The 21,365-nt window shown below is 50.7% G+C and carries 22 protein-coding genes and 1 tRNA gene; 12 read left to right on the top strand and 11 right to left on the bottom strand.

Annotation, left to right across the window (positions count from 1 at the left end):
* Window positions 1–60: 60 nt before the first annotated feature.
* A complete protein-coding gene (locus ACO0LF_RS25360) occupies window positions 61–1,590 on the top strand; it encodes a C13 family peptidase (protein ID WP_423019121.1) in 1,530 nt (509 codons plus the stop codon).
* Between the two features lie 54 nt (window positions 1,591–1,644).
* Window positions 1,645–2,244, top strand: a complete 600-nt coding sequence (locus ACO0LF_RS25355; protein WP_423019119.1) for an HAD-IA family hydrolase — start codon at window positions 1,645–1,647, stop codon at window positions 2,242–2,244.
* 24 nt (window positions 2,245–2,268) lie between these two features.
* On the opposite strand, the gene ACO0LF_RS25350 is transcribed toward ACO0LF_RS25355, so the two are convergent.
* Both ACO0LF_RS25350 and ACO0LF_RS25345 read right to left on the bottom strand, forming a co-directional pair.
* Entirely contained in the window at window positions 2,269–2,805 is a 537-nt protein-coding gene (locus ACO0LF_RS25350) for a lipocalin-like domain-containing protein (protein WP_423019117.1), read from the bottom strand.
* Window positions 2,798–3,799 (bottom strand): quinone oxidoreductase family protein, encoded by a 1,002-nt coding sequence (locus tag ACO0LF_RS25345; RefSeq protein ID WP_423019115.1) that lies wholly within the window; start codon window positions 3,797–3,799, stop codon window positions 2,798–2,800. The genes ACO0LF_RS25350 and ACO0LF_RS25345 overlap by 8 nt, the downstream gene beginning before the upstream one ends.
* Window positions 3,800–3,923: 124 nt before the next feature.
* On the opposite strand from ACO0LF_RS25345, the gene ACO0LF_RS25340 reads away from it, so the two are divergent.
* The 7 genes from ACO0LF_RS25340 to ACO0LF_RS25310 all read left to right on the top strand — a co-directional run bounded on the left by ACO0LF_RS25340 (window position 3,924) and on the right by ACO0LF_RS25310 (window position 11,474).
* Entirely contained in the window at window positions 3,924–4,790 is an 867-nt protein-coding gene (locus ACO0LF_RS25340) for a LysR family transcriptional regulator (protein ID WP_423019113.1), read from the top strand.
* A gap of 213 nt (window positions 4,791–5,003) precedes the next feature.
* Window positions 5,004–5,396: a flagellar protein FlaG gene (locus ACO0LF_RS25335; protein ID WP_423019111.1), complete on the top strand. Its 393-nt coding sequence runs from the start codon at window positions 5,004–5,006 to the stop codon at window positions 5,394–5,396.
* Window positions 5,397–5,408: 12 nt separating this feature from the next.
* On the top strand, window positions 5,409–6,335 hold the full coding sequence (locus ACO0LF_RS25330) for a hypothetical protein (protein WP_423019109.1): 927 nt from the start codon (window positions 5,409–5,411) through the stop codon (window positions 6,333–6,335).
* Between the two features lie 226 nt (window positions 6,336–6,561).
* On the top strand, window positions 6,562–8,028 hold the full coding sequence (locus ACO0LF_RS25325; RefSeq protein ID WP_423019107.1) for a pyridoxal phosphate-dependent decarboxylase family protein: 1,467 nt from the start codon (window positions 6,562–6,564) through the stop codon (window positions 8,026–8,028).
* Between the two features lie 13 nt (window positions 8,029–8,041).
* Window positions 8,042–9,286, top strand: coding sequence for an ATP-grasp domain-containing protein (locus ACO0LF_RS25320; protein WP_423019105.1), 1,245 nt, complete (start codon window positions 8,042–8,044; stop codon window positions 9,284–9,286).
* A gap of 21 nt (window positions 9,287–9,307) precedes the next feature.
* Window positions 9,308–10,825: a hypothetical protein gene (locus ACO0LF_RS25315; RefSeq protein ID WP_423019103.1), complete on the top strand. Its 1,518-nt coding sequence runs from the start codon at window positions 9,308–9,310 to the stop codon at window positions 10,823–10,825.
* Between the two features lie 118 nt (window positions 10,826–10,943).
* A complete protein-coding gene (locus ACO0LF_RS25310) occupies window positions 10,944–11,474 on the top strand; it encodes an isochorismatase family protein (RefSeq protein WP_423019101.1) in 531 nt (176 codons plus the stop codon).
* An 8-nt stretch (window positions 11,475–11,482) separates the two neighbouring features.
* Here the strand turns inward: ACO0LF_RS25310 and ACO0LF_RS25305 are convergent, their stop codons facing one another.
* Both ACO0LF_RS25305 and ACO0LF_RS25300 read right to left on the bottom strand, forming a co-directional pair.
* A complete protein-coding gene (locus tag ACO0LF_RS25305; protein ID WP_423019099.1) occupies window positions 11,483–11,941 on the bottom strand; it encodes a DUF805 domain-containing protein in 459 nt (152 codons plus the stop codon).
* 22 nt (window positions 11,942–11,963) lie between these two features.
* The gene (locus ACO0LF_RS25300) at window positions 11,964–12,662 is read right to left on the bottom strand and encodes a hypothetical protein (protein WP_423019097.1); all 699 of its coding nucleotides are present in this window, start codon (window positions 12,660–12,662) and stop codon (window positions 11,964–11,966) included.
* 91 nt (window positions 12,663–12,753) lie between these two features.
* Here ACO0LF_RS25300 and ACO0LF_RS25295 point away from each other — a divergent pair, with 91 nt between their 5' ends.
* Window positions 12,754–13,221: a hypothetical protein gene (locus ACO0LF_RS25295; protein ID WP_423019095.1), complete on the top strand. Its 468-nt coding sequence runs from the start codon at window positions 12,754–12,756 to the stop codon at window positions 13,219–13,221.
* A 36-nt stretch (window positions 13,222–13,257) separates the two neighbouring features.
* Here ACO0LF_RS25295 and ACO0LF_RS25290 read toward each other — a convergent pair whose 3' ends face one another.
* Both ACO0LF_RS25290 and ACO0LF_RS25285 read right to left on the bottom strand, forming a co-directional pair.
* Window positions 13,258–14,031 carry an SDR family oxidoreductase gene (locus ACO0LF_RS25290; protein WP_423019093.1) on the bottom strand — a complete coding sequence of 258 codons (774 nt, stop codon included), beginning with the start codon at window positions 14,029–14,031 and terminating at the stop codon, window positions 13,258–13,260.
* 206 nt (window positions 14,032–14,237) lie between these two features.
* Entirely contained in the window at window positions 14,238–16,148 is a 1,911-nt protein-coding gene (locus tag ACO0LF_RS25285) for an ATP-binding cassette domain-containing protein (RefSeq protein ID WP_423019091.1), read from the bottom strand.
* A gap of 175 nt (window positions 16,149–16,323) precedes the next feature.
* Between ACO0LF_RS25285 and ACO0LF_RS25280 the strand changes: the two genes are divergently transcribed.
* Window positions 16,324–16,398, top strand: a tRNA-Arg gene (locus ACO0LF_RS25280).
* A 164-nt stretch (window positions 16,399–16,562) separates the two neighbouring features.
* Window positions 16,563–17,579, top strand: a complete 1,017-nt coding sequence (locus ACO0LF_RS25275; protein WP_423019089.1) for a tyrosine-type recombinase/integrase — start codon at window positions 16,563–16,565, stop codon at window positions 17,577–17,579.
* On the opposite strand, the gene ACO0LF_RS25270 is transcribed toward ACO0LF_RS25275, so the two are convergent.
* The 5 genes from ACO0LF_RS25270 to ACO0LF_RS25250 all read right to left on the bottom strand — a co-directional run bounded on the left by ACO0LF_RS25270 (window position 17,576) and on the right by ACO0LF_RS25250 (window position 21,363).
* Window positions 17,576–17,848, bottom strand: coding sequence for a hypothetical protein (locus ACO0LF_RS25270; RefSeq protein ID WP_423019087.1), 273 nt, complete (start codon window positions 17,846–17,848; stop codon window positions 17,576–17,578). The genes ACO0LF_RS25275 and ACO0LF_RS25270 overlap by 4 nt on opposite strands.
* A gap of 274 nt (window positions 17,849–18,122) precedes the next feature.
* Window positions 18,123–18,278 (bottom strand): hypothetical protein, encoded by a 156-nt coding sequence (locus tag ACO0LF_RS25265; RefSeq protein WP_423019085.1) that lies wholly within the window; start codon window positions 18,276–18,278, stop codon window positions 18,123–18,125.
* Window positions 18,275–18,421: a hypothetical protein gene (locus ACO0LF_RS25260; protein WP_423019083.1), complete on the bottom strand. Its 147-nt coding sequence runs from the start codon at window positions 18,419–18,421 to the stop codon at window positions 18,275–18,277. The genes ACO0LF_RS25265 and ACO0LF_RS25260 overlap by 4 nt, the downstream gene beginning before the upstream one ends.
* A gap of 18 nt (window positions 18,422–18,439) precedes the next feature.
* A complete protein-coding gene (locus ACO0LF_RS25255; protein WP_423019081.1) occupies window positions 18,440–21,118 on the bottom strand; it encodes a toprim domain-containing protein in 2,679 nt (892 codons plus the stop codon).
* Entirely contained in the window at window positions 21,118–21,363 is a 246-nt protein-coding gene (locus ACO0LF_RS25250) for a hypothetical protein (protein ID WP_423019079.1), read from the bottom strand. The genes ACO0LF_RS25255 and ACO0LF_RS25250 overlap by 1 nt, the downstream gene beginning before the upstream one ends.
* Window positions 21,364–21,365 lie beyond the last annotated feature (2 nt).

The raw sequence follows: 21,365 nt of genomic DNA, 5'->3' as shown, positions 1-21,365 counted from the left end.
TATTATTTAAAGTAGAACTAATCCAAGTACAAATCCAAGTACAACTTAGCTTGAGTTTCTATGTCAGAATCCAAAATCACAAATACCATAAATGAGCCTGAAGAAGCCGGTAGGGATCATGAGCAACAACTACTTGCAACCTCACCGGAAAGCAAAAGTTCAGGTCAAAAGGCAGGATGGACTCACTTATTCGTTGCGGCTTTAAGAGTCAGTTTTTTACGGCAGCCATACTGGGAAGGCATCCCTGTTTCGCCACTCACCATTTTGATTCTGGTTGCAGGATACCTGCTGAGTGCTATCTGTTTTCAATGGTTGCTAGCGCCCGGTCCTGCCGACTTTAATTTTCGCGCTTTTGGTACGGACTGGTTTCCCTTTGCTGCCTGGGCCTGGCTATGTTTTTGTTTGCGCCACTCCCCCGAGAATCACGGAGCAGGCAAATCCAGTACAGCACCCAGTGCCAGTCATTTATTTGTCTTGTCCATGGCGCAGGGCCTATTGCTTAATATTGTCTTGTATTGGCCTTTGAGTCTGACTATGCAACTGGGGTGGCTGAAACATAACTCCCTGGGGCTGACTATGAGCTGGGTGTTATACCTGACGCCACTCGCCGTGACTATGGCTATCCAGTCAGTCTTTTTATGGCGAGCAAGTGGTCGCCGCACATCATACATTTTTTTGATACTGGTGGTGATGGTAGGCAGCTCAGCGATGGAAGTAGTCACGCGTCCGCCAAGTTTTTGGTATCCCAGGCATGTGCAATCTGGCGAGGACGAGTCTGCTGAAAAGCAGCGGGAAATCAGTCAGGAAGTATTTGAAGGGCAGGCAGCACTATTGAATAAAAAATTGGCCGATATTCAGCCTCACAGACCAGGTATCATTGATTTATACAGCCTGAGTTTTGCCCCCTACGGCGAAGAGAATGTCTTTTTGAATGAAACCAGCATGGTCACGCAAGTGATGGCAAAACGCTTTGATGCAGAGGGGCGTAGTCTGCAACTGGCCAATAATCCTGGCACCATGGATAGCTTGCCCTGGGCTACGCCATTGAATTTGCAAAGAGCCATCCAGCATATCGCTAAGCGCATGGATGTCAATGAAGATATCCTGTTCCTGCACATGTCTTCGCATGGTGCCAGCGATGGTGAATTGTCAGCCGGGATGTGGCCACTCAGCGTTAAATCCGTCACACCAGAAGACTTGAAGCGCTGGCTGGATGAAGCTGGTATCAAATACCGGGTTATTTCGATTTCTGCCTGCTATGCCGGTAACTGGGTGGCCCCTTTGTCGGATGAAAATTCCTTGGTCATGACAGCCTCGGACGCAGATCATACTTCCTACGGCTGCGGCAGCAAATCTGATCTGACTTTCTTTGGGCGTGCCATGTATGATGAGCAATTGCGTGACAAGACCCTGTCTTTTGAAGTGGCACATGCAGCGGCCAGGCCCATCATCAAGCAGCGTGAAGAAGAAGCAGGCAAGTCGGATGGCTATTCCAATCCGCAAATTGCGGTGGGCGAGCACATACGTACAAGGCTGAAGCTGCTGGAGCAGCGTTTGATCTCGGCTCCTGCCGCTACCGCAGTAAAATAGGATGCTCGCAATTCTGATGTAAGCAGGCCAGGCCAGCAATTCCAGGGAGTGGGTATGATGAAGCAGCCGCAAGTGTTGATGTTTGATCTGGGCGGGGTGCTGATAGAAAATGACACTTTCAGCCGCTTGCAGGCATTGCTATCGTATGCCATGTCGGTGGCTGAATTAAAGCAGAAATGGCTGAAGTCGGATGCAGTGCGCCGGTTTGAATTGGGGCAATGCCAGCCGCAAGAATTTGCTCAGGCATTTCTGCTGGAATGGTCTTTGCCCTTGACGGAGCAAGCCTTCATTGCAGAATTCTTGTCCTGGCCAACCGGTTACTATCCTGGCGCACTGGCCATGTTACAGACCTTGCGGCAGTCTTATCGACTGGTTTGCCTGAGTAATTCCAATGTACTGCATTGGGCAAAATTCGGCAGGCTGGACCAGGATTTTGACCTGGCACTGTCCTCCCATTTGCTCGGTGCGATTAAGCCAGATCCAGCTGCATTTGCGATGGCACTGGCACAATGCCAGGCCACCCCTGATGTGGTTTGGTATTTTGATGATAGTCAGGCGAATGTGCTGGCTGCGGCCAGTATGGGTATCAAGGCTTTTCATACCGATGGCTTTGAGGCAGTGCGGGCGACGCTGAGAGCAAATCATCTTCTTTGATCCGCCCGTCCTGTCAGCCATCACTCAGCGTATTTTCTTCCATGATGATATTGCGGTCGTGCCATTGCCGCTGGCGCTGGCTGGCACGCGGTAAGTCAATTCATTCGCTTTCAATTCAAATTGCCTGGCTTGTTCGCTGCCATCCCAGTTCGGGAAGGAGGCATGCTCTATCCTGAATACCAGCACATTACGTTCAGCATCGATAAAACAGCGTCCATAGTGAGAACTGGTGTCCAGCACTGCGGCTCGAAACTCAGCCTCCGTGCCTTTGCGCTTGTCGCCTGCTGCAAACTTGTTGCGTCCGGATTTATAGATTTGCAGTGAATAACGTCCGCTGTCGTCGATGATGAGCAAGCCTTGTGGATGCTCTCCAAAGGTTTCTACACGGCTGCCATCGGCATGGATTTCGGGCGCTGCAATCAGGGTCCAGGTACCCGTCAATTGTTTTTGGATGGCATCATTCCTGTCTATTTCCTGATCCATGAAAGCCAGTGCTGGCAAGCTGAGGCTGGCGAGGCTGAGCATACTCATGCCCAGAAAGTACTGGGTAATTTTATGCATGATGATTGTTCCTGATAGAGTTTCTTGCGGAAGCGCTGATCGCCAGCAATAACTTGCCCGTGGTTTGCCGTGATTCCAGTGCTGCGTGTGCTTGTGCGGCGTGTTCCAGTGGGTAAATTGCATGTATGCGCAAGTGCAAGATACCTTCGGCTAACCAGTGCAGGGCGCGCTGGCTGCGATATTGGAGGCTGTCGGCATCAGCAACATGGTGGGCTAGTGTAGGGCGAGTCAAAAATAGCGAACCCTGACGACATAGATGCATGGGGTCTATGGGCGGTACATTCCCACTGGATTGACCAAACAGGACCAGACTACCCAAAGGCCGCAATGCAGCCATGCTGCCAAGATAAGTGCTCAAGCCGACTGAGTCATAGACGACATGGACGCCTTTTTGTTGCGTCAGATCTTTGACTGCATGCGTAAAATTAGTCTGATTGTAGAGAATTACATGATCGGCCCCGGCGGCCTTTGCCAGCACCGCTTTTTCGGCGCTGGACACTGTGCTGATGACGTTTGCCCCTTTGTGTTTCAAAGTCTGCGTCAGCAACAGACCCACACCTCCGGCACCAGCATGCACTAGTGCCGTATCACCTGCCTGCACGCGATAACTGGTTTCGCATAGATATTGAGTGGTGACAGCTTGCAGCATGGCCGCCGCCGCTTCTTGTGTACTTAATTTAGCTGGCAAAACGATGAGTTTCCAGGCGGGGATGGCGATGTATTCAGCGTAGGAACCTGCGTGCGACAACCAGGCAACGGCGCTGCCTGCCGTTAGTTCTGCATTGCCTTCAACTACCATGCCTGCCCCTTCTGCGCCGGGTATGCAGGGCAGGGAGGCAGGGTTCTGACCATTGCGCTGGTACACATCGGCATAGTTGATGCCTGCATAATCCACTCTGACCAGCACTTCACCTTCTTTAGGAACAGGCATGGGAATGTCGCGGCCTTCCAGTACATCTGGCCGACCTTGCGAAAATAATTGTATGGCTTGCATTTGTTCTTTCTGTTTGTATGTTGCTGCGATGTGCCCTGGGGATGGGTCTTGATACGCAGCTTAGCCAAACTCATGCAGAAAGAAAATTACTGAAAAATTCGCCTGGACTGTGCATAATTGCACCATGATGAATTGGGATGATTTACGTTATTTTCTGGCACTGGTCGACAGCACGACACTGACCGGGGCAGCGCGCCGCCTGCAGGTAGAGCACACTACGGTTGCCCGTCGTATTGATGCTCTGGAAAAGGCATTGCAACTACGCCTGTTTGACAGGCTGGTACGCGGCTGGCAATTGACGGCAGAAGGGCATGAGCTATTGAGCCAGGCCAGGGAAGTCGAGGAGCGCTGGTTTTCTTTTGAGCGAAAAGCCCTGAATATGGGGAAGCTGGAAGGGCTGGTGCGCATTTCTGCACCACCTGCCTTGAGCGCCTTTCTGCTGGCACCTCAGTTGAAATTTCTGAGCCAGGCACTGCCAGACATAGAACTGGAATTATTTGCCGAAAGCCACCATGTCAGCCTGGGCAAGCGCGAAGCAGACATTGCCTTGCGCATGGTACGGCCGCAAACCGCAGGCCTGGTGATCAAGCCGCTGGCAGCCATCCAGTATGGTGTGTATTCCAGCAAGGCTTACCTGAAAAACCGTGAAGAGGCAGCCTGGGAATTTGCTGCCTACGAAAAAAATTCTGCGACCCCGCATCATCAATGGCTGGAAAACTATATCAATGGACGCAAGCTCATCTTGCGCAGTAATGATCAATTGGTCTTGAGCCAGTTCGCGGCTTCAGGCATGGGGGTGACGGTGTTGCCGCATTATTTGCGCCATTCCCATCGTAATCTGTTAAAGGTGGAGCAGGAAGTTGATGTTGCCGCCAGGAAGCTCTGGTTGGTCATGCATGAGGATGTGCGTCGTTCCCCCAGAGTCAGGGCAGTAGCCGATAGCCTGATCGACTTGTTTGCCAGCAAGGCAATGAACGACATGTTGACTTGATTGCATATTTATCAAAAAATAGTTGGCATTGATACTATTTTAAAGTATTGTAAATATTAACATTGTTTAATTTTTTGGCATGGGCGCTTACATTTCCATACACTAATATCTGCATGCCTAAGTAGCCAGGGCCTAAACTTTTGACAAAATCGACCGTAATACACAATATGCGGTAATCCGTCATGCTGTTTAATTCGAGGGTCGGAGAGTGAAATGAGCATCAATTCAATAACAAACGGGAGCGCTGGCGGTGTCAGTGTTGACTCTCGACAAGATGTCAGGTCTGCACCCATCCCGGTCAAGGCCAGTACTTCGGCTGCGCCCATATCAGCCAGTGAGTCTGGTCAGGATATTGCAAAAAATAGTAGTGCCCAACATGATATCAGTGCCTCCGAATTAAAAAGCTCTGTGGAGCAGATCAATCGGGCCATAGGCTTAAATAATAGCGTTAATCTCAATCTTGATCATGATTCCGGGAAAGTCGTTGTGCAGATTGTCGATAATGAAACCAAGGCTGTGTTGCGGCAAATCCCTTCCAAAGAAGTATTGGCGATTGCCCAGGACCTTGATGGCAAAAAAGGTATATTCCTCAACGATCTTGCCTGAACGGATAAATGCATGATCCTGACCCAGGATGCGGATTATTGGATCAGGCAAGGCCAGCTCCCCATTCTCGACCGGCTAGGCAATGCCCCTGAGGAATTGCTTAGCTATGTAGCCAGGTATACTGATGCTGAGTACACACCAGTCCAGACCGAAATCACTCCCGAGTTTTTAGTCGATGTACGTGCCGCCATGGCTGAGCTGCCTTCGGTTGTCCTGGAATTGCTGGATAAGCCTTTGCTGGGTGTGTATTTTGGGCGTGGCCTGGGTTCATCTGCTGTCACGGATGTGATAGCCGGACCTGACGGACAGGTATTGGGCCTGGTCACTCTCATGGACGACGCGGCTTTCTTGCAGCGCAGCGCTAATGAATGGGCTAGCTGGAAAGAAAGTACCCCATTTTTGCCAGGCTCAGCCTATCAACTGAGTTTGCAAATTGAAGCCAGTGAAAACGATAATCGCAAAAATGCCATACAGTTCTTGCTCTTGCATGAATTTGGTCATGTGCTGACTGCCCATAGTGAGTTTTTGCCGGATTGGTGGATAGGCGCACAGAAATTCAAGGCTAGTGAGGAATATACTTTTCTAAGTCTGTGTTGGCAGATAGCCATGAATGGCGACATCATCCCCTTACTCAGACATGATTTCGCGCATCGCAAAGAGCTGCGTTTTTATAGCAAGCAGCAAGTTTCTGGTGACTTGATACTGGCGATCTACCAGGCACTGGAAAAAACCGGTTTCCCCAGTCTTTATGCCGCGACCAATGCCTACGATGATTTTGCCGAATCCTTTGCCATGTATGTACATGCTGTCATCATGGGTAAACCTTACCATCTGACGGTAGCTTCGGGTGATCAAATTATCATGGATATAGGCGATTACTGGTCCAGCCCGCGCGCCAGGGCAAAGAAGCAGCTCTTTGCCGAATACCTGGGCGACTGAAGCTTGCGACTGAAACTTATTTTGTACTCTTCACAGCTAAAGCCCTGTCAGTTTGTTGCCCGCCCGCCACTCCTGAGAGTTGAAGTCTTCGTTTGCTGCAATAAAGCTGCAAAATAAGCTTTATTCGGCGCTTGATACACCATACCCTCATCCATAATACGCATAAGCATAGACAGTAAAGGTCTATGTCACTCTGTATCCGTAATGATGAAAGATGGATCTTTGAATGACAGAAAACTCCCACAATTCGCTGGACCCCGAAGACTGGCAGGCATTGCGTGCGCAGGGACATCGCATGCTGGACGATATCCTTGATTATGCCCAGCAGATACGTGTGAGGCCGGTATGGCAAACCATACCGGCCGAGGTCCGGGCGAAATTCCAGTCTGAAGTGCCAACTGCTCCAGCAGAATTGCAAGAGGTGCACCAGCAATTCATGGATAACATCTTGCCCTATTCAGTCGGGAATAGTCATCCCGGTTTCATGGGCTGGGTGCAGGGCGGAGGTAACCCGGTGGGGACGCTGGCAGAGATGCTGGCAGCAGGCTTGAATGCCAACCTGGGTGGTCGTGACCATATGCCCATAGAAGTCGAGCGCCAGATCACACGCTGGATGAGTAGCCTGTTTCATTTTCCCGATACCGCAAGCGGCTTGTTTGTGACCGGCACCTCCATGGCAAATTTCATCGCCGTTCTGGTGGCCCGGGTGCGCGCCCTGGGGACAGAGGTCAGGCAGCAGGGGCTGGGGGCTGTTCCGCAAAAACTGGTCGCTTACACTTCGGCCGGTGCACATGGCTGCATAGCGCAAGCCATGGATATCGCAGGTTTGGGCAGGAATGCCTTGCGTGTGATACCCATGAATGCGAATTTTGAAATGGATACCAGTCAATTGCAGGTGGCAATTGAGGCTGACCGTGCTGCAGGCCTGACCCCCTTCATGCTGGTAGGCACAGCAGGCTCTGTTGATGTAGGGGCCATTGATGATTTGCAAGGCCTGGCAGACATTGCCAGTGCCGAAAAATTATGGTTCCACATAGATGGTGCATTTGGTGCAATGGGTATCTTGTCTGCTGCGGTTGCACCGCGTCTGGCCGGTATAGAACGTGCTGACTCGATTGCCTTTGATTTTCATAAATGGTTGCAAGTACCCTACGATGCCGGGTTTATCCTGGTGCGTGATAGTGCAGCGCATTATGCGACTTTTGCCACGCCTGCCAGCTACCTGCGTCGTGAAGACCAGGGTTTGGCAGGTGGTTCACCCTGGCCTTGTGATTTTGGCCCTGATCTGTCGCGTGGCTTTCGTGCCCTCAAGACCTGGTTCACCTTGCAAGTGTATGGCACTAAGCAGCTGGGGCAAATGATTAGTCATACTTGCGAGCTGGGCCAGTATCTCAAAGACTGTATCCTGGCCAACCCCAGGCTGGAATTGCTGGCGCCAGTCGCCTTGAATATAGTCTGCTTCCGTTATCGTGCCGAGGGCTTGAGTGCGCAAGCGCGTGACGCTCTCAATGCCAGAGTCGCGGTGCTGGTGCAGGAGTCAGGTATCGCAGCACCATCCACCACCATCATTCATCAGCAGCTGGCCATACGCGCAGCCATCGTCAATCACAGGACCACGGCTGCTGACATCGATGCTTTGCTGGAGATCACCCTCAGCATTGCTGAACAAATTCACATTTCAGGCGACTACTAAGGCGACTACTCATATGGACAATAATCTCAGTGAAGACGGCAGCAAAAAAGCACAAAGCAAATTAATTGGTCTTGCTCCTTTGATGCGAAAGGCATTTTCCGGCGGTGACTTGAAACCACTGGGGACAGAATTGATCGCCTATTCCCAGGAACATCCCGACGACGCCCATGCCTTAATGAATCTGGCGACCGTATTGCTTTTGCTGGGACATCGCGATGCCGCCCTGTCCACCCAGATGGAAGCACTGAAGTTACAGCCACTATATTCGATTCCTGCGATTGGCAAACCCAAGTTGCGTTTGCTGGCCCTCATGGCGGAGGGCGATCTGATGGCCAATACGCCTCTGGAATTTTTGGTGGAAGATTCTGACATCGCGCTGGAAATGCTGTATGTAGGCTTGGGCATACCAGCCATCCCTGAAGTGCCACCGCATGATGTGATGTTTGTTGCAGTCGGTGAGGCCGATGACAAGAACGACTTGCTGCTTGACCTGCAAGAAATTATCCAGACCTGGCCAACACCGGTATTGAATGCCCCTGAGCGCATCACTCATCTGGGCCGTGACCGTGCCTGCGCCTTGCTGCAAGACGCGCCAGGAGTCGCCATGCCGACCTCCGCACGTATCAGCCGGCAAACAATGGAGCAGATAGCCAGTGGTCAAGTTGCTGTCAGCAGTATTTTGGATGGAGATGATTTTCCTATCATTGCCCGCCCTTTGGGTTCACATGCTGGCCAGGGTTTGCGCAAAATATTATCTGCAGAGGATGTGCCGGATTATCTGCAAGCTGTTCCCAGTGAAGAGTTTTATATCGCGCGTTTTGTTGATTACCGTAGTGCCGACGGCCAGTTCAGGAAGTATCGCATCATCCTCATAGATGGCAAGCCTTTCATCTCGCACATGGGCATTTCCAAACACTGGATGATCCATTACCTGAATGCCGGCATGACAGACAGTGCAGAGAAACGGGCAGAAGAGGCGTGCTTCATGGAGAGCTTTGATGCAGACTTTGCCCCACGCCATGCCACTGCCTTTGCTGAAATATTCAAGCGCCTTGATCTCGACTACGTGGGTATAGACTGTGGCGAAACCCAGGATGGAAAACTGTTGATATTTGAAGCGGACAGCGACATGATCGTGCATGCCATGGACCCTGTCGATATGTTCCCCTATAAACAAGAGCCCATGAAAAAACTGTTTGCCGCCTTCCGTGATCTGCTCATCAAGACCGCCTCGATGTCACCTGCTTACCAAGGATAAGCAGGCCAGCGACGAGATTATATGTTAATTCACACAGGCATCAATTTATCTCCCCTGGAGCAGCTATTGACCCAGGGTGGTGATGCACGCATTGCGCTGGATAATGAGGGCTATAACAAATACGGTTGCGGCATCGTGCCGGATAGCATAGCGCTGGCCTATGGTTCAGCGACAGCTTCGACGATCTCAGCCATGGCCAGATCAGCTGCCAGCGAAGTTTATCAACAACTGGAATCAGCGCATGACCAGGCCAGCCTGTATGTGCTGGTAGAAAATGAATTTGAACGAGCCAGGCAAGAACTCAGGCAATTATGCGGCTTGACTGGTGATAAAGCGGATGCAGCTTTGGCGGAAACAGATATTGTATTCGCTGCTTCGGGCACGGATTTGCACTTGATTGCCGCGCAATTGCTGGCACTGCCGGGCAAGCAAGATACACCCATGCTGATCATCATGGTGGAGCCCGGCGAGACCGGCAGTTCAGTGCCTGCCGCTCTGAGCGGGCATCATTTCAGCCAGCGTACTGCATTGGGTGTGACGGTCAGTGCGGGCGATAAAATGCTTGGGGCCAGGCCCACAGAACTGGGGAGCATCGCCATCCGGGATGTGCAGGGCAGGGCGCGCAATGCAACTGAGGTGGATGCAGAAATCAAGGCCCTGGTCGACACTGCTATTTCCCAGCAGAAGCAAGTCATGCTGGTGCTGGCAGATGTCAGCAAGACTGGCATGCTGGCACCCTCCATCAATCTTGCCCTGGGCTTGCAACAACAATACCCGACACAATTCAAGGTGCTGGTTGATGCCTGTCAGTTCCGTCTTTCGAATGCCAGCGTGCATGGCTATTTGCGTCAGGGCTGCATGGTTGCCGTGACTGGTTCCAAATTTGTCAGTGGCCCCAGTTTTTCTGGTGCGCTGCTTATTCCTCAACGTATTGCCAGCGAACTCAGGCAGTTACCACTGCCACAGGCATTGCAAGCCTACTGCAGCCGTGCGGATTGGCCGTCTCATTGGCCTGGGGCCGCGCACTTGCACAAGCATGCGAATATAGGTTTGCTGTTGCGCTGGGTGGCTGCCCTGGCAGAATTACGTGCATTCCGCCAGTTGCCAGATGCTGCCATCAGCGATTTTGTTCTGCAGTTTGGGCAGGCCGTGCAAGCTTATTTTCAGCACCAGCGCATACTCACTTTACTGCCCAGTAGCATCCCAGATCGCAGTGCCCCGAAAACTGGCACAACATGGGATCAGTTGCCGACGATTTTCTCGTTTTTACTGAATGATGCCAGTGGCCAGCAATTGCTGAGGCGCGAGCAAACCATGCAGGTATATAAGCGCTTGCAAAAAGAACAGCATATACAGCTGGGCCAGCCAGTTGCTTATGGCGCGCACCAGCAGAAACCGGTCAGCGCCTTGCGCCTGTGCCTGAGTGCCAGGCTCATTGTTGCTGCAACCGCATATCCAGCTACGAATGCAGACAAAATTATTGATGAGGCTTTGCAAGTGCTGGACAGGACAGCAGAGCTAGTGTCAAGTTTGGCGTAAGTACTAGCCAATCTCCCAAAGCGCTGTTAGCCCAATGATGCTGCAGTGCACGCAAGCAAGCATAAAGCGGTATCATACAATTTTAGCCTGTCATCCTGGCCTATTGAGGCGTTGTCAAATGAATACCCTGATTATTATCGATATGCAAAACGCGTGGTTGCATGGCCCGACTCCACGTTTTGACAAGACAAATGTCATTGCCCGTATCCGCCATGCTGCCGAATATACCCGCAAGCATGGGGGACAAGTCATCTTTGTACGTCATGCCAATGATGATGCCCTGGCAGGGTCGGGCGGTTGGGAAGTGATACCAGAATTACCGTTTACCCCAGGTGATGTGTTTGTTGATAAAACCGCTTGCGACTCATTCGCAGAGACAGGCTTGCTGGCGCATTTAAAAATCACCGGGGCGCGCAATTTGATTTTATGCGGTCTGGCAACCGAATTTTGCGTTGATACGACAATACGCTCTGCCGCCTCGCATGGCTTTGATGTGATTGCACTATCCGATGCGCACACGACAGGCGACCGGCCACATATACGCGCAGATAAAATCGTTGAACATCATAACTGGGTATGGGCAAATATCTCGACCCCAGTCAATAGCCGCATCATGGTACGTACTACGCATGAAGTGTTTGGTGATTGATGGTGGAGTCAGCTGGCCTGGACCAGCTTGCTCTTCAAGAGATAACGCGTCTTATGGAACTGCGGCAGCGTAGTTGCTACCTGGGCAATTGCAGCAAGAGACAAGAGTAATGCCAGGCAACGCCTGGCAAATCCTGAGGGAGCAGGCGGATCGCCAAAGTTATTACTCCAGCGTGGCCCGGACATAAAACACATCAAGGGTAGCAAGATTACGCCCAAAAACGGCAATGCCAGGACTGTGGCAGCCCAGCCAGGAAAATTCAAATCCCGCATGCGTCCGGCAGATAGCGGATAAAAAGCCAGACCTACAAACGTGCTAAAACCCGAGACATAGTATGCCAACTCCGTACTATTTAATGACTGTTGCTGTACCAAGGTCTGGCAGGTATATAGCGTCGCTTGCGACCAGGCGATCATTAAAGACGACATGCAGATAAGATAGGTGCCTGCACCGATTCTATATTTCATAAGATCTTGTCAGGTGCGAGTCTTACCTGCTGCAACCCATTTCTTTGAGCATTTTCTCAATTTCACGTTTATGTTCAGCCAGGATATCCATTTCCTGCGCAGTTCCGCCAGTTCGTTGACTATTGCTTGCCGCATTTAGTTTCTTACGGGAGCTTTCACATAATTTTTGCAAGCGAGCAGCATCTTCAGGGTCCGGTTTGGTATTGTCTTTTGCCTTGTCGCCATTGCTTGCTTTGCGTTCAGCGGCCTCCTGGCGCTTGAGATCGTCGTCGCTTGGACGAACACCGAGTTTGCGGTCGCTGTCTTTGTCCGCCATGCAATCGCTTTCTATCTTGAGGCGAATGTCATTGGAATTACCACGCTGGGCGTAGACATCGGCAATGATTTTGCGCTGCTCACTTGTTTTTGCGTCAGCAATTAATTTATCCTGGAAGGCACCGGCTTCTTTCATCCAGATGATCTTTTTAGCTTCTTCGCCACGTCGTATACAAGTCGCATCCAGAGGTGGTTTATCCGAAAGGGAAGGGCTGGGGTTCTTTTTAATGATCTGGCCAGCCTGGCCATTGTCACAAGGTTTATCCTGATAAGTGCTGCCGCAGCGATATAAATTTTGGGCCTGAGTGCCGGAGGCAAAACCAAGACCAGCACATGCGAATAAAAATACAGATACACGCATGGGTATCGAAAAGTGAGGGAGTGCAAACATGGTAACTATGCTCATGAAGAAATGCTTTAAACCAGCACTTTACCATTCTCAATGCTAGAATTGGCGGGGTAAAAACAAAAATATTAGTATGTTGGCAATAAATTCCGTGAATTTCAGAGTTCTATTTGAAGGGGCGATCAGCAATACAGAAAGCCTGCGTTTCATCCTCATGTGGTCAGTCCTGGTGGGTCTGGGCGGCTTGGCGATACTTGCTCTGCATGGTCACCAACAGAAATGGTCAATAAAAAAGACAGTCTGGATTGCTGGCACACTCAACGCCATTGTTGCTGTCGTGATTCTATTTGCCTGGCGTGATGGCCAACGCCTGCAAAAACTAAAAGAACTGGGCACACTGCCCACAGTAGAAGGGAAGGTCAGCCAATTTCGCCAGGCTGGCAATGGGCAAAAGTTCGATAGTTTTTGCGTTACCGATACTTGTTTTAAAATTTCTGAATTTGATAGCAGCGATGGTTATAAAGTCCTCGCCTCCAAAGGTGGCGTCATCCGTGAAGGGCAATATGTTCGCCTTACTTATGACAAGGGCGTGATCTTCAAGATTGAGGAAGCGCAGTGAAACCAGCAAGGCTGAACACCATTTCAAACACAGAAATTAACGTCCGCCCGCCACATCCAGGAAAGACCCGGTGATATAAGATGCCGCATCGCTGAGCAAGAAACTAATGGCTGCAGCCACTTCACTTGCCTCGCCACCACGCTTGAGCGGGATATTTGCTTTGACTCTTTGCAAGCGATCAGGCTCACCCCCATCGGTATGCATATCGGTATCGATAAAGCCGGGCCGCACGCAATTGACACGTATGCCTTCTTCTGCCACTTCCAGTGACAAGCCTTTGCTGAGAGTATCTATCGCCCCTTTGGTTGCTGCATAATCAATGTATTCATTCGGCGAACCCAGACGAGAAGCTGCAGACGAGACATTCACGATCGCACCACCCTGGCCGCCATGCCTGGTTGACATGCGCAGTACCGCTTCGCGACAACACAAAAAATAACTGCAGACATTGGTATTGAACAGGCGATTGATGCGCTCTGCCGTCAGGTCTTCAAGGCGACTTTGTGGCAAGAGTATGCCAGCATTGTTCACCAGTGCATCCAGCCTGCCCAGTTGCTGGTCCAGCTCTATAAACAGGCGCTGGACTTCTGATTCTATTGCGACGTCGGCCTGTATGGCTATGGCCTGACCACCTTGTGCCAGTATGTCTTGCACAACTTGTTGTGCGGCAGCGTGGTTGTGCAGGTAGTTGATGCAGACCGCATAGCCAGCAGCAGCCAGTTGTTTTGCTGTGGCTGCACCTATACCGCGGCTGCCACCTGTGACTAATGCGACTTTAGCGACCTTAGCTACCTTCGCAACTGTTGCCATGACTACTCCTTCTGATTTGATGCATGGAATCATGGATCAAAAATATGGAAAATACATCGTCACGGTATATTAACCGGAGTGAAGATTTTTCGCAGATGGAGTTGGATTGATGTTTTTTTGAGGAGGGGAGAGTGGTGCGCATGGCGCACCCTACTATGCATCCCCTGCAATTGAGAGGGGATGCTGTGGGAAATTAAGCTTAATAATTAAGCGTTACTTCTGGCTTCTATCACTTCCCATTTTTCCAGCGCTTCCAGCAATTGCTCATCAATCTCGGCATGGCGAGCATTCAAGAGATTGGCTTGCTCTGGACCATTCTTATACAGATTGGCATCGGCCAGTTTTGCTGTGATGGATGCCTGCTCGGCCTCCAGTGCGGCGATCAGCTTGGGCAATTCTTCCAGTTCACGCTGCTCTTTGTAGCTGAGCTTTTTCGGCTTGGCTGCTGCTGGCGCACTCATGGTCGATACTGCTGCTACGGCTGGTTTTTGCTCAGTCTTTGCTGCTTTGGTGACTGGCACTGTGCTGCGATAGCGTTCCCAGTCACTATAACCACCGATAAATTCACGCCATTGGCCTTCGCCTTCAGCAACGATCACCTGAGTCACTACATTGTCGAGGAAGGTACGGTCATGGCTGACCAGGAAGACAGTGCCAGTATATTCTTCCAGCAATTCTTCCAGCAATTCCAGCGTATCGATATCCAGATCATTGGTCGGTTCATCCAGCACCAGAGCGTTGGCTGGTTTGGCGAACAAGCGGGCCAGCAACAGGCGGTTGCGTTCACCACCTGAGAGCGATTTAACTGGTGAGCGGGCGCGTTCTGGTGCAAACAAAAAGTCGCCCAGGTAAGACATCACATGCTTGCGCTGACCATTCACTTCTACCCAGTCACTACCCGGGGCTATCGTGTCTGCCAGGCTGGCTTCTTCATCCAGTTGCGCGCGCATCTGGTCAAAGTAAGCGATCTGCAATTTGCTGCCTTGTTTGATGGTGCCGCTGTCTGGCTCATCCTGACCCAAAATCAGTTTCAACAGAGTGGTTTTACCGGCACCATTTTGACCGATGAGACCAACTTTGTCGCCACGCAAAATAATGCTGGAGAAATCATCGATGATGACTTTTTCGCCAAAGCGTTTGCTGACATTTTCCAGTTCGGCCACGATCTTGCCCGAACGTTCGCTGGAGCCTACATCCAGCTTGACCTGACCTTGCTGGTCACGACGGGCACTGCGTTGCAGTCGTAATTGTTCCAGGCGTTTGACACGGCCTTCATCACGCACGCGGCGGGCTTTGACGCCTTTGCGTATCCAGATTTCTTCCTGCGCCAAAAATTTGTCGAACTTGGCGTTTTCTACTTCCTCATTTTCCAGCAAATCTGCTTTGCGGGTTTGGTAAGTCGTGAAATTGCCAGGGAAAGAAGTCAGCTTGCCGCGATCCAGTTCTATGATACGGGTCGCTACATTGTCCAAAAAGCTACGGTCATGGGTAATGAACAGTACGCTGCCTTTAAAGTCTTTCAGCAGGGCTTCCAGCCATTGTATCGATGAAAAATCCAGGTGATTGGTTGGTTCATCCAGCAACAAGACATCAGGCGCACTGACCAGGGCACATGCCAGCGCCACGCGCTTTTTCATACCGCCCGACAGCGTGCCCATGATGGCATCTTTCGCCAGGTTCAACTTGTCCAGCGTGGTTTCTACCTTGTTACCCAGGCTCCAGGCATCAGCGGCATCCAGTTTCACCTGTATGTCATGCATGCGCTCCATCAGAGCATCATCATTGTCGCCACCAAACTGGCCAGTCAGCGCTTCATATTCCTGCAGCAGGGCAGGCAATTCACCCAAGCCAGATGCAACCGCATCAAATACGCTGAGCTCCATGTCAAATTGTGGCTCTTGCTCGACATAGGCGATCTTGATACCTTGCTGCATGACCAGCAGGCCATCATCAATCTTGGACGTGCGAGCAATGATCTTCAGCAAAGAAGACTTGCCCGTACCATTGCGCCCGATCAGGCCTACACGCTCGCCTGCTTCTATGGAAAACTCTGCATGATCAAGCAGAGCAACGTGACCGAATGCCAATTGGGCATCGCTTAATGAGATAACTGCCATAAAACCCTGTGTAACCGGCATCAGGAGATGCGCGGACATAAATTAGAGAAAAGCAGTATTGTACGCTAGCTAGGCAGCTAAACTCATCTGCTGAATTGATTGTTGGCCCAAGCTCAGGTAAGATGGCGGGCTGATTGAGAAATGCACAAGCAAAACTTGCCATTTTTCACCGTGTCTCGCCGTAGTTCAATGGATAGAACGTATGCCTCCTAAGCGTAAGATACAGGTTCGATTCCTGTCGGCGGGACCAGGCACCTAAATGCGAATTCTCGCATATCCTCGTAAAGCCAAGCGCAGTAAGGCTTTCCAGCCGATTGGTACACTTTCAAAAACATCAAAGCCCCGTAAAAAACAGTAAATTTCTGCTAGTATCTCCCCACGATTTACCCACCAATTACCCACGGGAGATAGAGTTTGGCTAGTTTTGAAAAAAGGGCTTCGGGCTGGCGTGCGCAAGTTTATGTCAAAGGCACAAGAGATTCACAAGTTTTTGCTACAAAAAGCCAGGCGATAGCGTGGGCAGCTATTCGTGAAACCGAATTTCGTAATAATATTGCAACTGGTGTAGTTGATGGAAAAACACTAGATCATGCATGCCGTAGATATGAAAAAGAAGTTTCTGTTCATAAACGCGGCCATCAATGGGAGGTAAAACGCCTTAACTGGATGTGTGAATATAAGATTGATGGCGTCAAACTGGGGGATAGAGAACTGGCCCAGGTGACTGCTGATCTCTTAGGGCGCTTCCGCGATCAGCGTTTAAAGGGTACTGACGAATGGCGGGCTGTAACCGGCGCATCATTTAACCGGGACCTGAATTTGCTTAGTCATGTCTTACGGACTGCGGCCAGAGAATGGAAATGGATACCGGAAAGCCCGACAAAAAACGTCCGTCGGCCAAAAAATGCTTTACCACGTGACAGATTGATAAGCCAGGATGAAATTGATAGGCTTTGTGTCAACCTCGATTTTCACTTTCAGCCAGTCATAATAAAAACACAAGCAGTCGGTGCTGCATTCATATTTGCCATTGAAACAGCGATGCGAGAATCAGAAATCTGTAGTTTGACTGCAGAAGACATTAATGGCGCTGTCGCTCATCTGCGGTTGACAAAGAATGGATCAAAGCGGGATGTGCCACTGTCAAAAAAAGCGCTTGAAGTATTGTCTTGCTTACCTAAGCCAGAGTCAAAAGAGGCACCTTTATTCATGCTAACGGCCGCCAGTTTGAGTACATTATTCCGACGAGCGCGGGATCAGTGTCTGGTCGAAGGTTTAAATTTTCACGATACCCGGCATGAAGCTATAACGCGCCTGGCTAAGAAACTAAACGTTCTTGACCTGGCGCGGATGGTTGGGCACAAAGATTTGAGGATGTTACAGATATACTACAATGAGACAGCCGCCAATATGGCGGCTCGTTTAGATTAGGCACGGCGTTCTTGGTACTTCAATGTCCAAGCTATAACATCTGTTGCCTTATATAGTGGCTGGGCTCTGTTCCCTTTAGCGGACGGCAATCTAATTGCTGGTGGGAAGTCTGGCAGACAAGCAAACCGTTCTCTAACAGATGTCACATCGCGCTTCATGTACGAAGCAATGGTGGCAATATCCCAAAGATCAATATTTAAAGGAACTGTTGGCTTGATGCGCTCTGCTACAGCTGCAGCCAGTCGTTCGATGATGTCTGCATCGCTCATGGATTATTCCTAATTTGGTTATTCATATTTATTTCGATGCTGAGAAATGCTTGTAATTTTCGTGACACTTTTGAATACATATCAAATTTTCACTTTGGCAAAAAACCGTTATCAGCCAATGCGCGGGCAAGCTGATTGCCTGCACTCAAGGTAAGTTCCACATCAGTAGCACTTGGCAACGTCAGGCAAAAATTTGCCAAAGAGTCAGAGCGCAAAAAGACTGCCAATGCCCGCGCCTCTGCCTCATTCATATACGATATCAGTTTAATTATCCTCATATTTCACCCATCGATTCAGCCACAATTGCGGCTACTGTTTCAGCATCGATACCCAGCTTTTCTGCTACTTCTTGATAACGTGCCGTATTGTTTTTTTTAGGTGCGTATGTGATGGCATACGCCTGCAAAATGCGATGCTTTGCAACTATCATTTGCCACCTCTCACCGGGTTCACCGTCACACCACAGGCACCAAAAAAATCATAGGCAGCGTCAAACACTGCGCAGGCCTCCTGGGCGATGGCGAAGTATTGAAACTCGCCCAGCTCTGTTTTTACTTTGACTCGAAAGCTCATATTCGGTCCTTTCAATGGTTATTTGTCGCGCTGGAAAATCCAGCATTTAACGGATGTTGACGGTGTAGCGATCGGTGATAGAGTGCTACGCACTACACTGTTCACCGTCTTGTTAGCTTCGATAAACTTGCGGCGGGCGCTTGTCTTCAGGACCTTTTTCAGGTCGCGCAACGGTGGCACTTGCTGACGTTTCTCTGTTGCCACCTGCAGGAAATGGTTCAGATTGACTGCAATCAGGTTGGGGTCGCGGGAATGATTCAAGATCGACATATCGCCGTTATCCAGATAATCAAATGCCTCCCAGAATTCCTGCACAAGCACATGGTCGCTGTTGATAACCTGCTGACGTTCTTCGGCCATGGTCACGATCTGGGCTTTTAGTGCGGCCTGTTGCGATTCTGGCAGCTTTACCACCAGCGCCAACGCATCAGCCAGGGCAAGCATTTGCGCGTGCGTTTCTACCAGGCGCGGCATCTTGATATTCTTATTTTGGCGCAGCTCTTTCAGGTACAGGGGCGTATTCGTGCCCACCAGCTCCATGATGGCCTTCTCGCGCTTGGTGGCCGCCAGGATGAAGCCTGACACCTGTTCTACAGACATATATTTGAGTTTGTCGGCCGCCTCTCCAGACGCCGCTGTCTGCGTCGAACGGTCAAAATACAAATGCACGATCCGCGACAAAATCGCCTCAGACGCATTCACCGGGTTGTTTTGAGATATCACGATAGAACCCCGGAAAGGTGGCTCGTAAGTCTCATTGCCACCCGTCGCCATGCCCCTGGCGCGCATGCTGCGGCCGTTATAGGCCGTCTTCAGCTCGTCCCAATCAAATGACTTCACATGGCTTTTGTCTTCCCCCATGCGTTCGCGGTCAGATTCAATCAGCACCACCGGCAGACAAGACACTTGCCCAAAATTACGCGCCCGCGCCGCCAGGCTAGACTTTGCCGGGTCGAAGCCTTCGTAACCATTGCGGCCGAACAGCTTCCACAAAAATTCAATCAAAGTTGATTTGCCGGCCCCGGCTTCGCCCACTACCTCAAGAAAAGGGTAGGACGATTGTTTAGACCTGATCTGCTCCGCAAACAGCGATCCAAACCAGAAAGTAAGCGCCACCAGGCCTTTGGCACCAAAGGCCGTCCAGATCAGGTCAAGCCAGTCTGTACGGTATTCATGACGGTCGCGGTTAATGGTCAGGTTGACAGACTTATTCAAAGACTTGATCGACAGCTTGCCTATATCAAAGAAATCCTCGCTGTTCACCTCATTCAATACACCGTCTTTCATCGCCACATCACCCAGCACATAACAGCCATGCTCAAGGCTGTAGCCTATGTAGTCAATCGTGTCCACACGCTTGATGTTGTAAAGCTGATCTGCAAGAATGCGCTTTAACTGGTTGCTGCTGCCGTTATACATAGCGCCCCCAGCCATGCCTAGCAAGCGCTTATTGAACTCCGCAGAGCATGCAATTTGAGACGCAGTAAACGTGTTCTTCACCGGCTTGCCGTCATGCGGAAATGACACACGGAAGTAATACCAGCTCTCGTTAGTGATCAAGTTTTCCTGAAAATATAAAGCCTTCGGCAAGCAATTGGCAATTTCATAGACCGTGCTCGATGTAACCAGCGCCTGGTCACGCAAGGCATACTCAGACAAGGTTTTTGAATCCTCGCTGTTGTCCTGCTGCTCTCTGGCCTTGTTGTAGCGTTCCAGATCGAGGCGAAACCAAAACATCCGGTTCCCAAAATCAAAATAAAACTCAGTCTGGCCACCGTCATGCTTGTAGCGCAGCAAAGCTTTTTCCTCCGGGGATTTAGCCAGCAGCAAGTCACCGTGATAACGGTATTCCTCGATATCCTTCTCAGTCAGCGCATCACGCTGGTGGGCATCATTCCAATCCAGCTTATTCTTGCCGTCCTGCGGTATCTGTGCCGCCACACACTCCCAGCCTGCAGCCCTGGCTTTATCTACATGCTTCTTGGTATAGCTGCGCCCGGCATTGTCGCCGTCCAGCCCCCATACCAGCCTGCAATCCATGTTGCCACGCGAGGCGGCCAGATTGCGCAATGCCTCCTCTGGGTAGTTATTGCAACTACCCAGGGCAACTGCCGGGATATCATGGTGCATCAGTGCCAGCGCATCAAAAACGCCTTCTACCAGCCATATTTCCGCTTTGTCCTGAATCACAACCGGGTCAGGTTTCCACCATTGGCCGTAATACTTGGAACCGTACTTGAAGTGCGCCTTCTTTTTGCCAAAGCGGTACGGCTGGTCAATGATCCTTTCCCAATAGCCATTCCCAAAAGGAAAGCGCACCGTCGCGCTGCCTATCTTTAGCTCCTGGTCAAAGTAATACTCCTGCGTATACATCCCTTGCACCTTCGCCAGCGCAAATCCCCGGCCATGCTGCATATACGCATCTGCCGCCGCGTTAGGGTTTGGCTTTTCTGGTGTGGGCTTGTAACGCTCAGACCAGTTATCAAACAGATCCGGGTACAGGTCTTTGACGTGTCTGGTTTCACCGCAATTGTTCAGGCGGCCGCAGCGAATCACCCAGGGGTGCTCTGCATTGATGTACAGCTCTTTTTTCTGGCAGGCTGGGCAGATGCCCCCGCGCAGCATGCCGTTTTGCTCTGGCTTGAACTTGAACTCAGCCAGGCGCTGCAAGATTTCGTGACGAAGCGAATCATCCATTACGCGCCCGCCTTGCTGTTCGCTGATTCAATTTCAATGATTGCGTGCTTGATGCTGTGCTTCAGCATGCACAAGCCGCCCCAGATTTCTTCATGGTCTGGCTTGCTTGAATCAAGTTCCTTTGACGCGCTGTCAAGGTAATCTCTTAATGCGTACAACTCGCTGGGATACAGCATCGTCATCATCTTGATGATAGGCTGGCGGTGACGCTCAGGCAGGTTTAAGGTGTTGGATGTAGTGTTCATAG

It is taken from the genome of Undibacterium sp. Di27W, from assembly GCF_049340345.1.
Lineage (GTDB): Bacteria > Pseudomonadota > Gammaproteobacteria > Burkholderiales > Burkholderiaceae_D > Undibacterium.
Note: the sequence above shows the minus strand (reverse complement) of the source record. Positions and strands in the feature narration are given on the sequence as shown.

Excerpts from the sequence above, each read along its gene's own strand:
- ACO0LF_RS25360 (WP_423019121.1), top strand. The coding sequence starts at position 61 with ATGTCAGAATCCAAAATCACAAATACCATAAATGAGCCTGAAGAAGCC.
- ACO0LF_RS25355 (WP_423019119.1), top strand. The coding sequence starts at position 1,645 with ATGATGAAGCAGCCGCAAGTGTTGATGTTTGATCTGGGCGGGGTGCTG.
- ACO0LF_RS25350 (WP_423019117.1), bottom strand. The coding sequence starts at position 2,805 with ATGCATAAAATTACCCAGTACTTTCTGGGCATGAGTATGCTCAGCCTC.
- ACO0LF_RS25345 (WP_423019115.1), bottom strand. The coding sequence starts at position 3,799 with ATGCAAGCCATACAATTATTTTCGCAAGGTCGGCCAGATGTACTGGAA.
- ACO0LF_RS25340 (WP_423019113.1), top strand. The coding sequence starts at position 3,924 with ATGATGAATTGGGATGATTTACGTTATTTTCTGGCACTGGTCGACAGC.
- ACO0LF_RS25335 (WP_423019111.1), top strand. The coding sequence starts at position 5,004 with ATGAGCATCAATTCAATAACAAACGGGAGCGCTGGCGGTGTCAGTGTT.
- ACO0LF_RS25330 (WP_423019109.1), top strand. The coding sequence starts at position 5,409 with ATGATCCTGACCCAGGATGCGGATTATTGGATCAGGCAAGGCCAGCTC.
- ACO0LF_RS25325 (WP_423019107.1), top strand. The coding sequence starts at position 6,562 with ATGACAGAAAACTCCCACAATTCGCTGGACCCCGAAGACTGGCAGGCA.
- ACO0LF_RS25320 (WP_423019105.1), top strand. The coding sequence starts at position 8,042 with ATGGACAATAATCTCAGTGAAGACGGCAGCAAAAAAGCACAAAGCAAA.
- ACO0LF_RS25315 (WP_423019103.1), top strand. The coding sequence starts at position 9,308 with ATGTTAATTCACACAGGCATCAATTTATCTCCCCTGGAGCAGCTATTG.
- ACO0LF_RS25310 (WP_423019101.1), top strand. The coding sequence starts at position 10,944 with ATGAATACCCTGATTATTATCGATATGCAAAACGCGTGGTTGCATGGC.
- ACO0LF_RS25305 (WP_423019099.1), bottom strand. The coding sequence starts at position 11,941 with ATGAAATATAGAATCGGTGCAGGCACCTATCTTATCTGCATGTCGTCT.
- ACO0LF_RS25300 (WP_423019097.1), bottom strand. The coding sequence starts at position 12,662 with ATGAGCATAGTTACCATGTTTGCACTCCCTCACTTTTCGATACCCATG.
- ACO0LF_RS25290 (WP_423019093.1), bottom strand. The coding sequence starts at position 14,031 with ATGGCAACAGTTGCGAAGGTAGCTAAGGTCGCTAAAGTCGCATTAGTC.
- ACO0LF_RS25285 (WP_423019091.1), bottom strand. The coding sequence starts at position 16,148 with ATGGCAGTTATCTCATTAAGCGATGCCCAATTGGCATTCGGTCACGTT.
- ACO0LF_RS25270 (WP_423019087.1), bottom strand. The coding sequence starts at position 17,848 with ATGAGCGATGCAGACATCATCGAACGACTGGCTGCAGCTGTAGCAGAG.
- ACO0LF_RS25265 (WP_423019085.1), bottom strand. The coding sequence starts at position 18,278 with ATGATAGTTGCAAAGCATCGCATTTTGCAGGCGTATGCCATCACATAC.
- ACO0LF_RS25260 (WP_423019083.1), bottom strand. The coding sequence starts at position 18,421 with ATGAGCTTTCGAGTCAAAGTAAAAACAGAGCTGGGCGAGTTTCAATAC.
- ACO0LF_RS25255 (WP_423019081.1), bottom strand. The coding sequence starts at position 21,118 with ATGGATGATTCGCTTCGTCACGAAATCTTGCAGCGCCTGGCTGAGTTC.
- ACO0LF_RS25250 (WP_423019079.1), bottom strand. The coding sequence starts at position 21,363 with ATGAACACTACATCCAACACCTTAAACCTGCCTGAGCGTCACCGCCAG.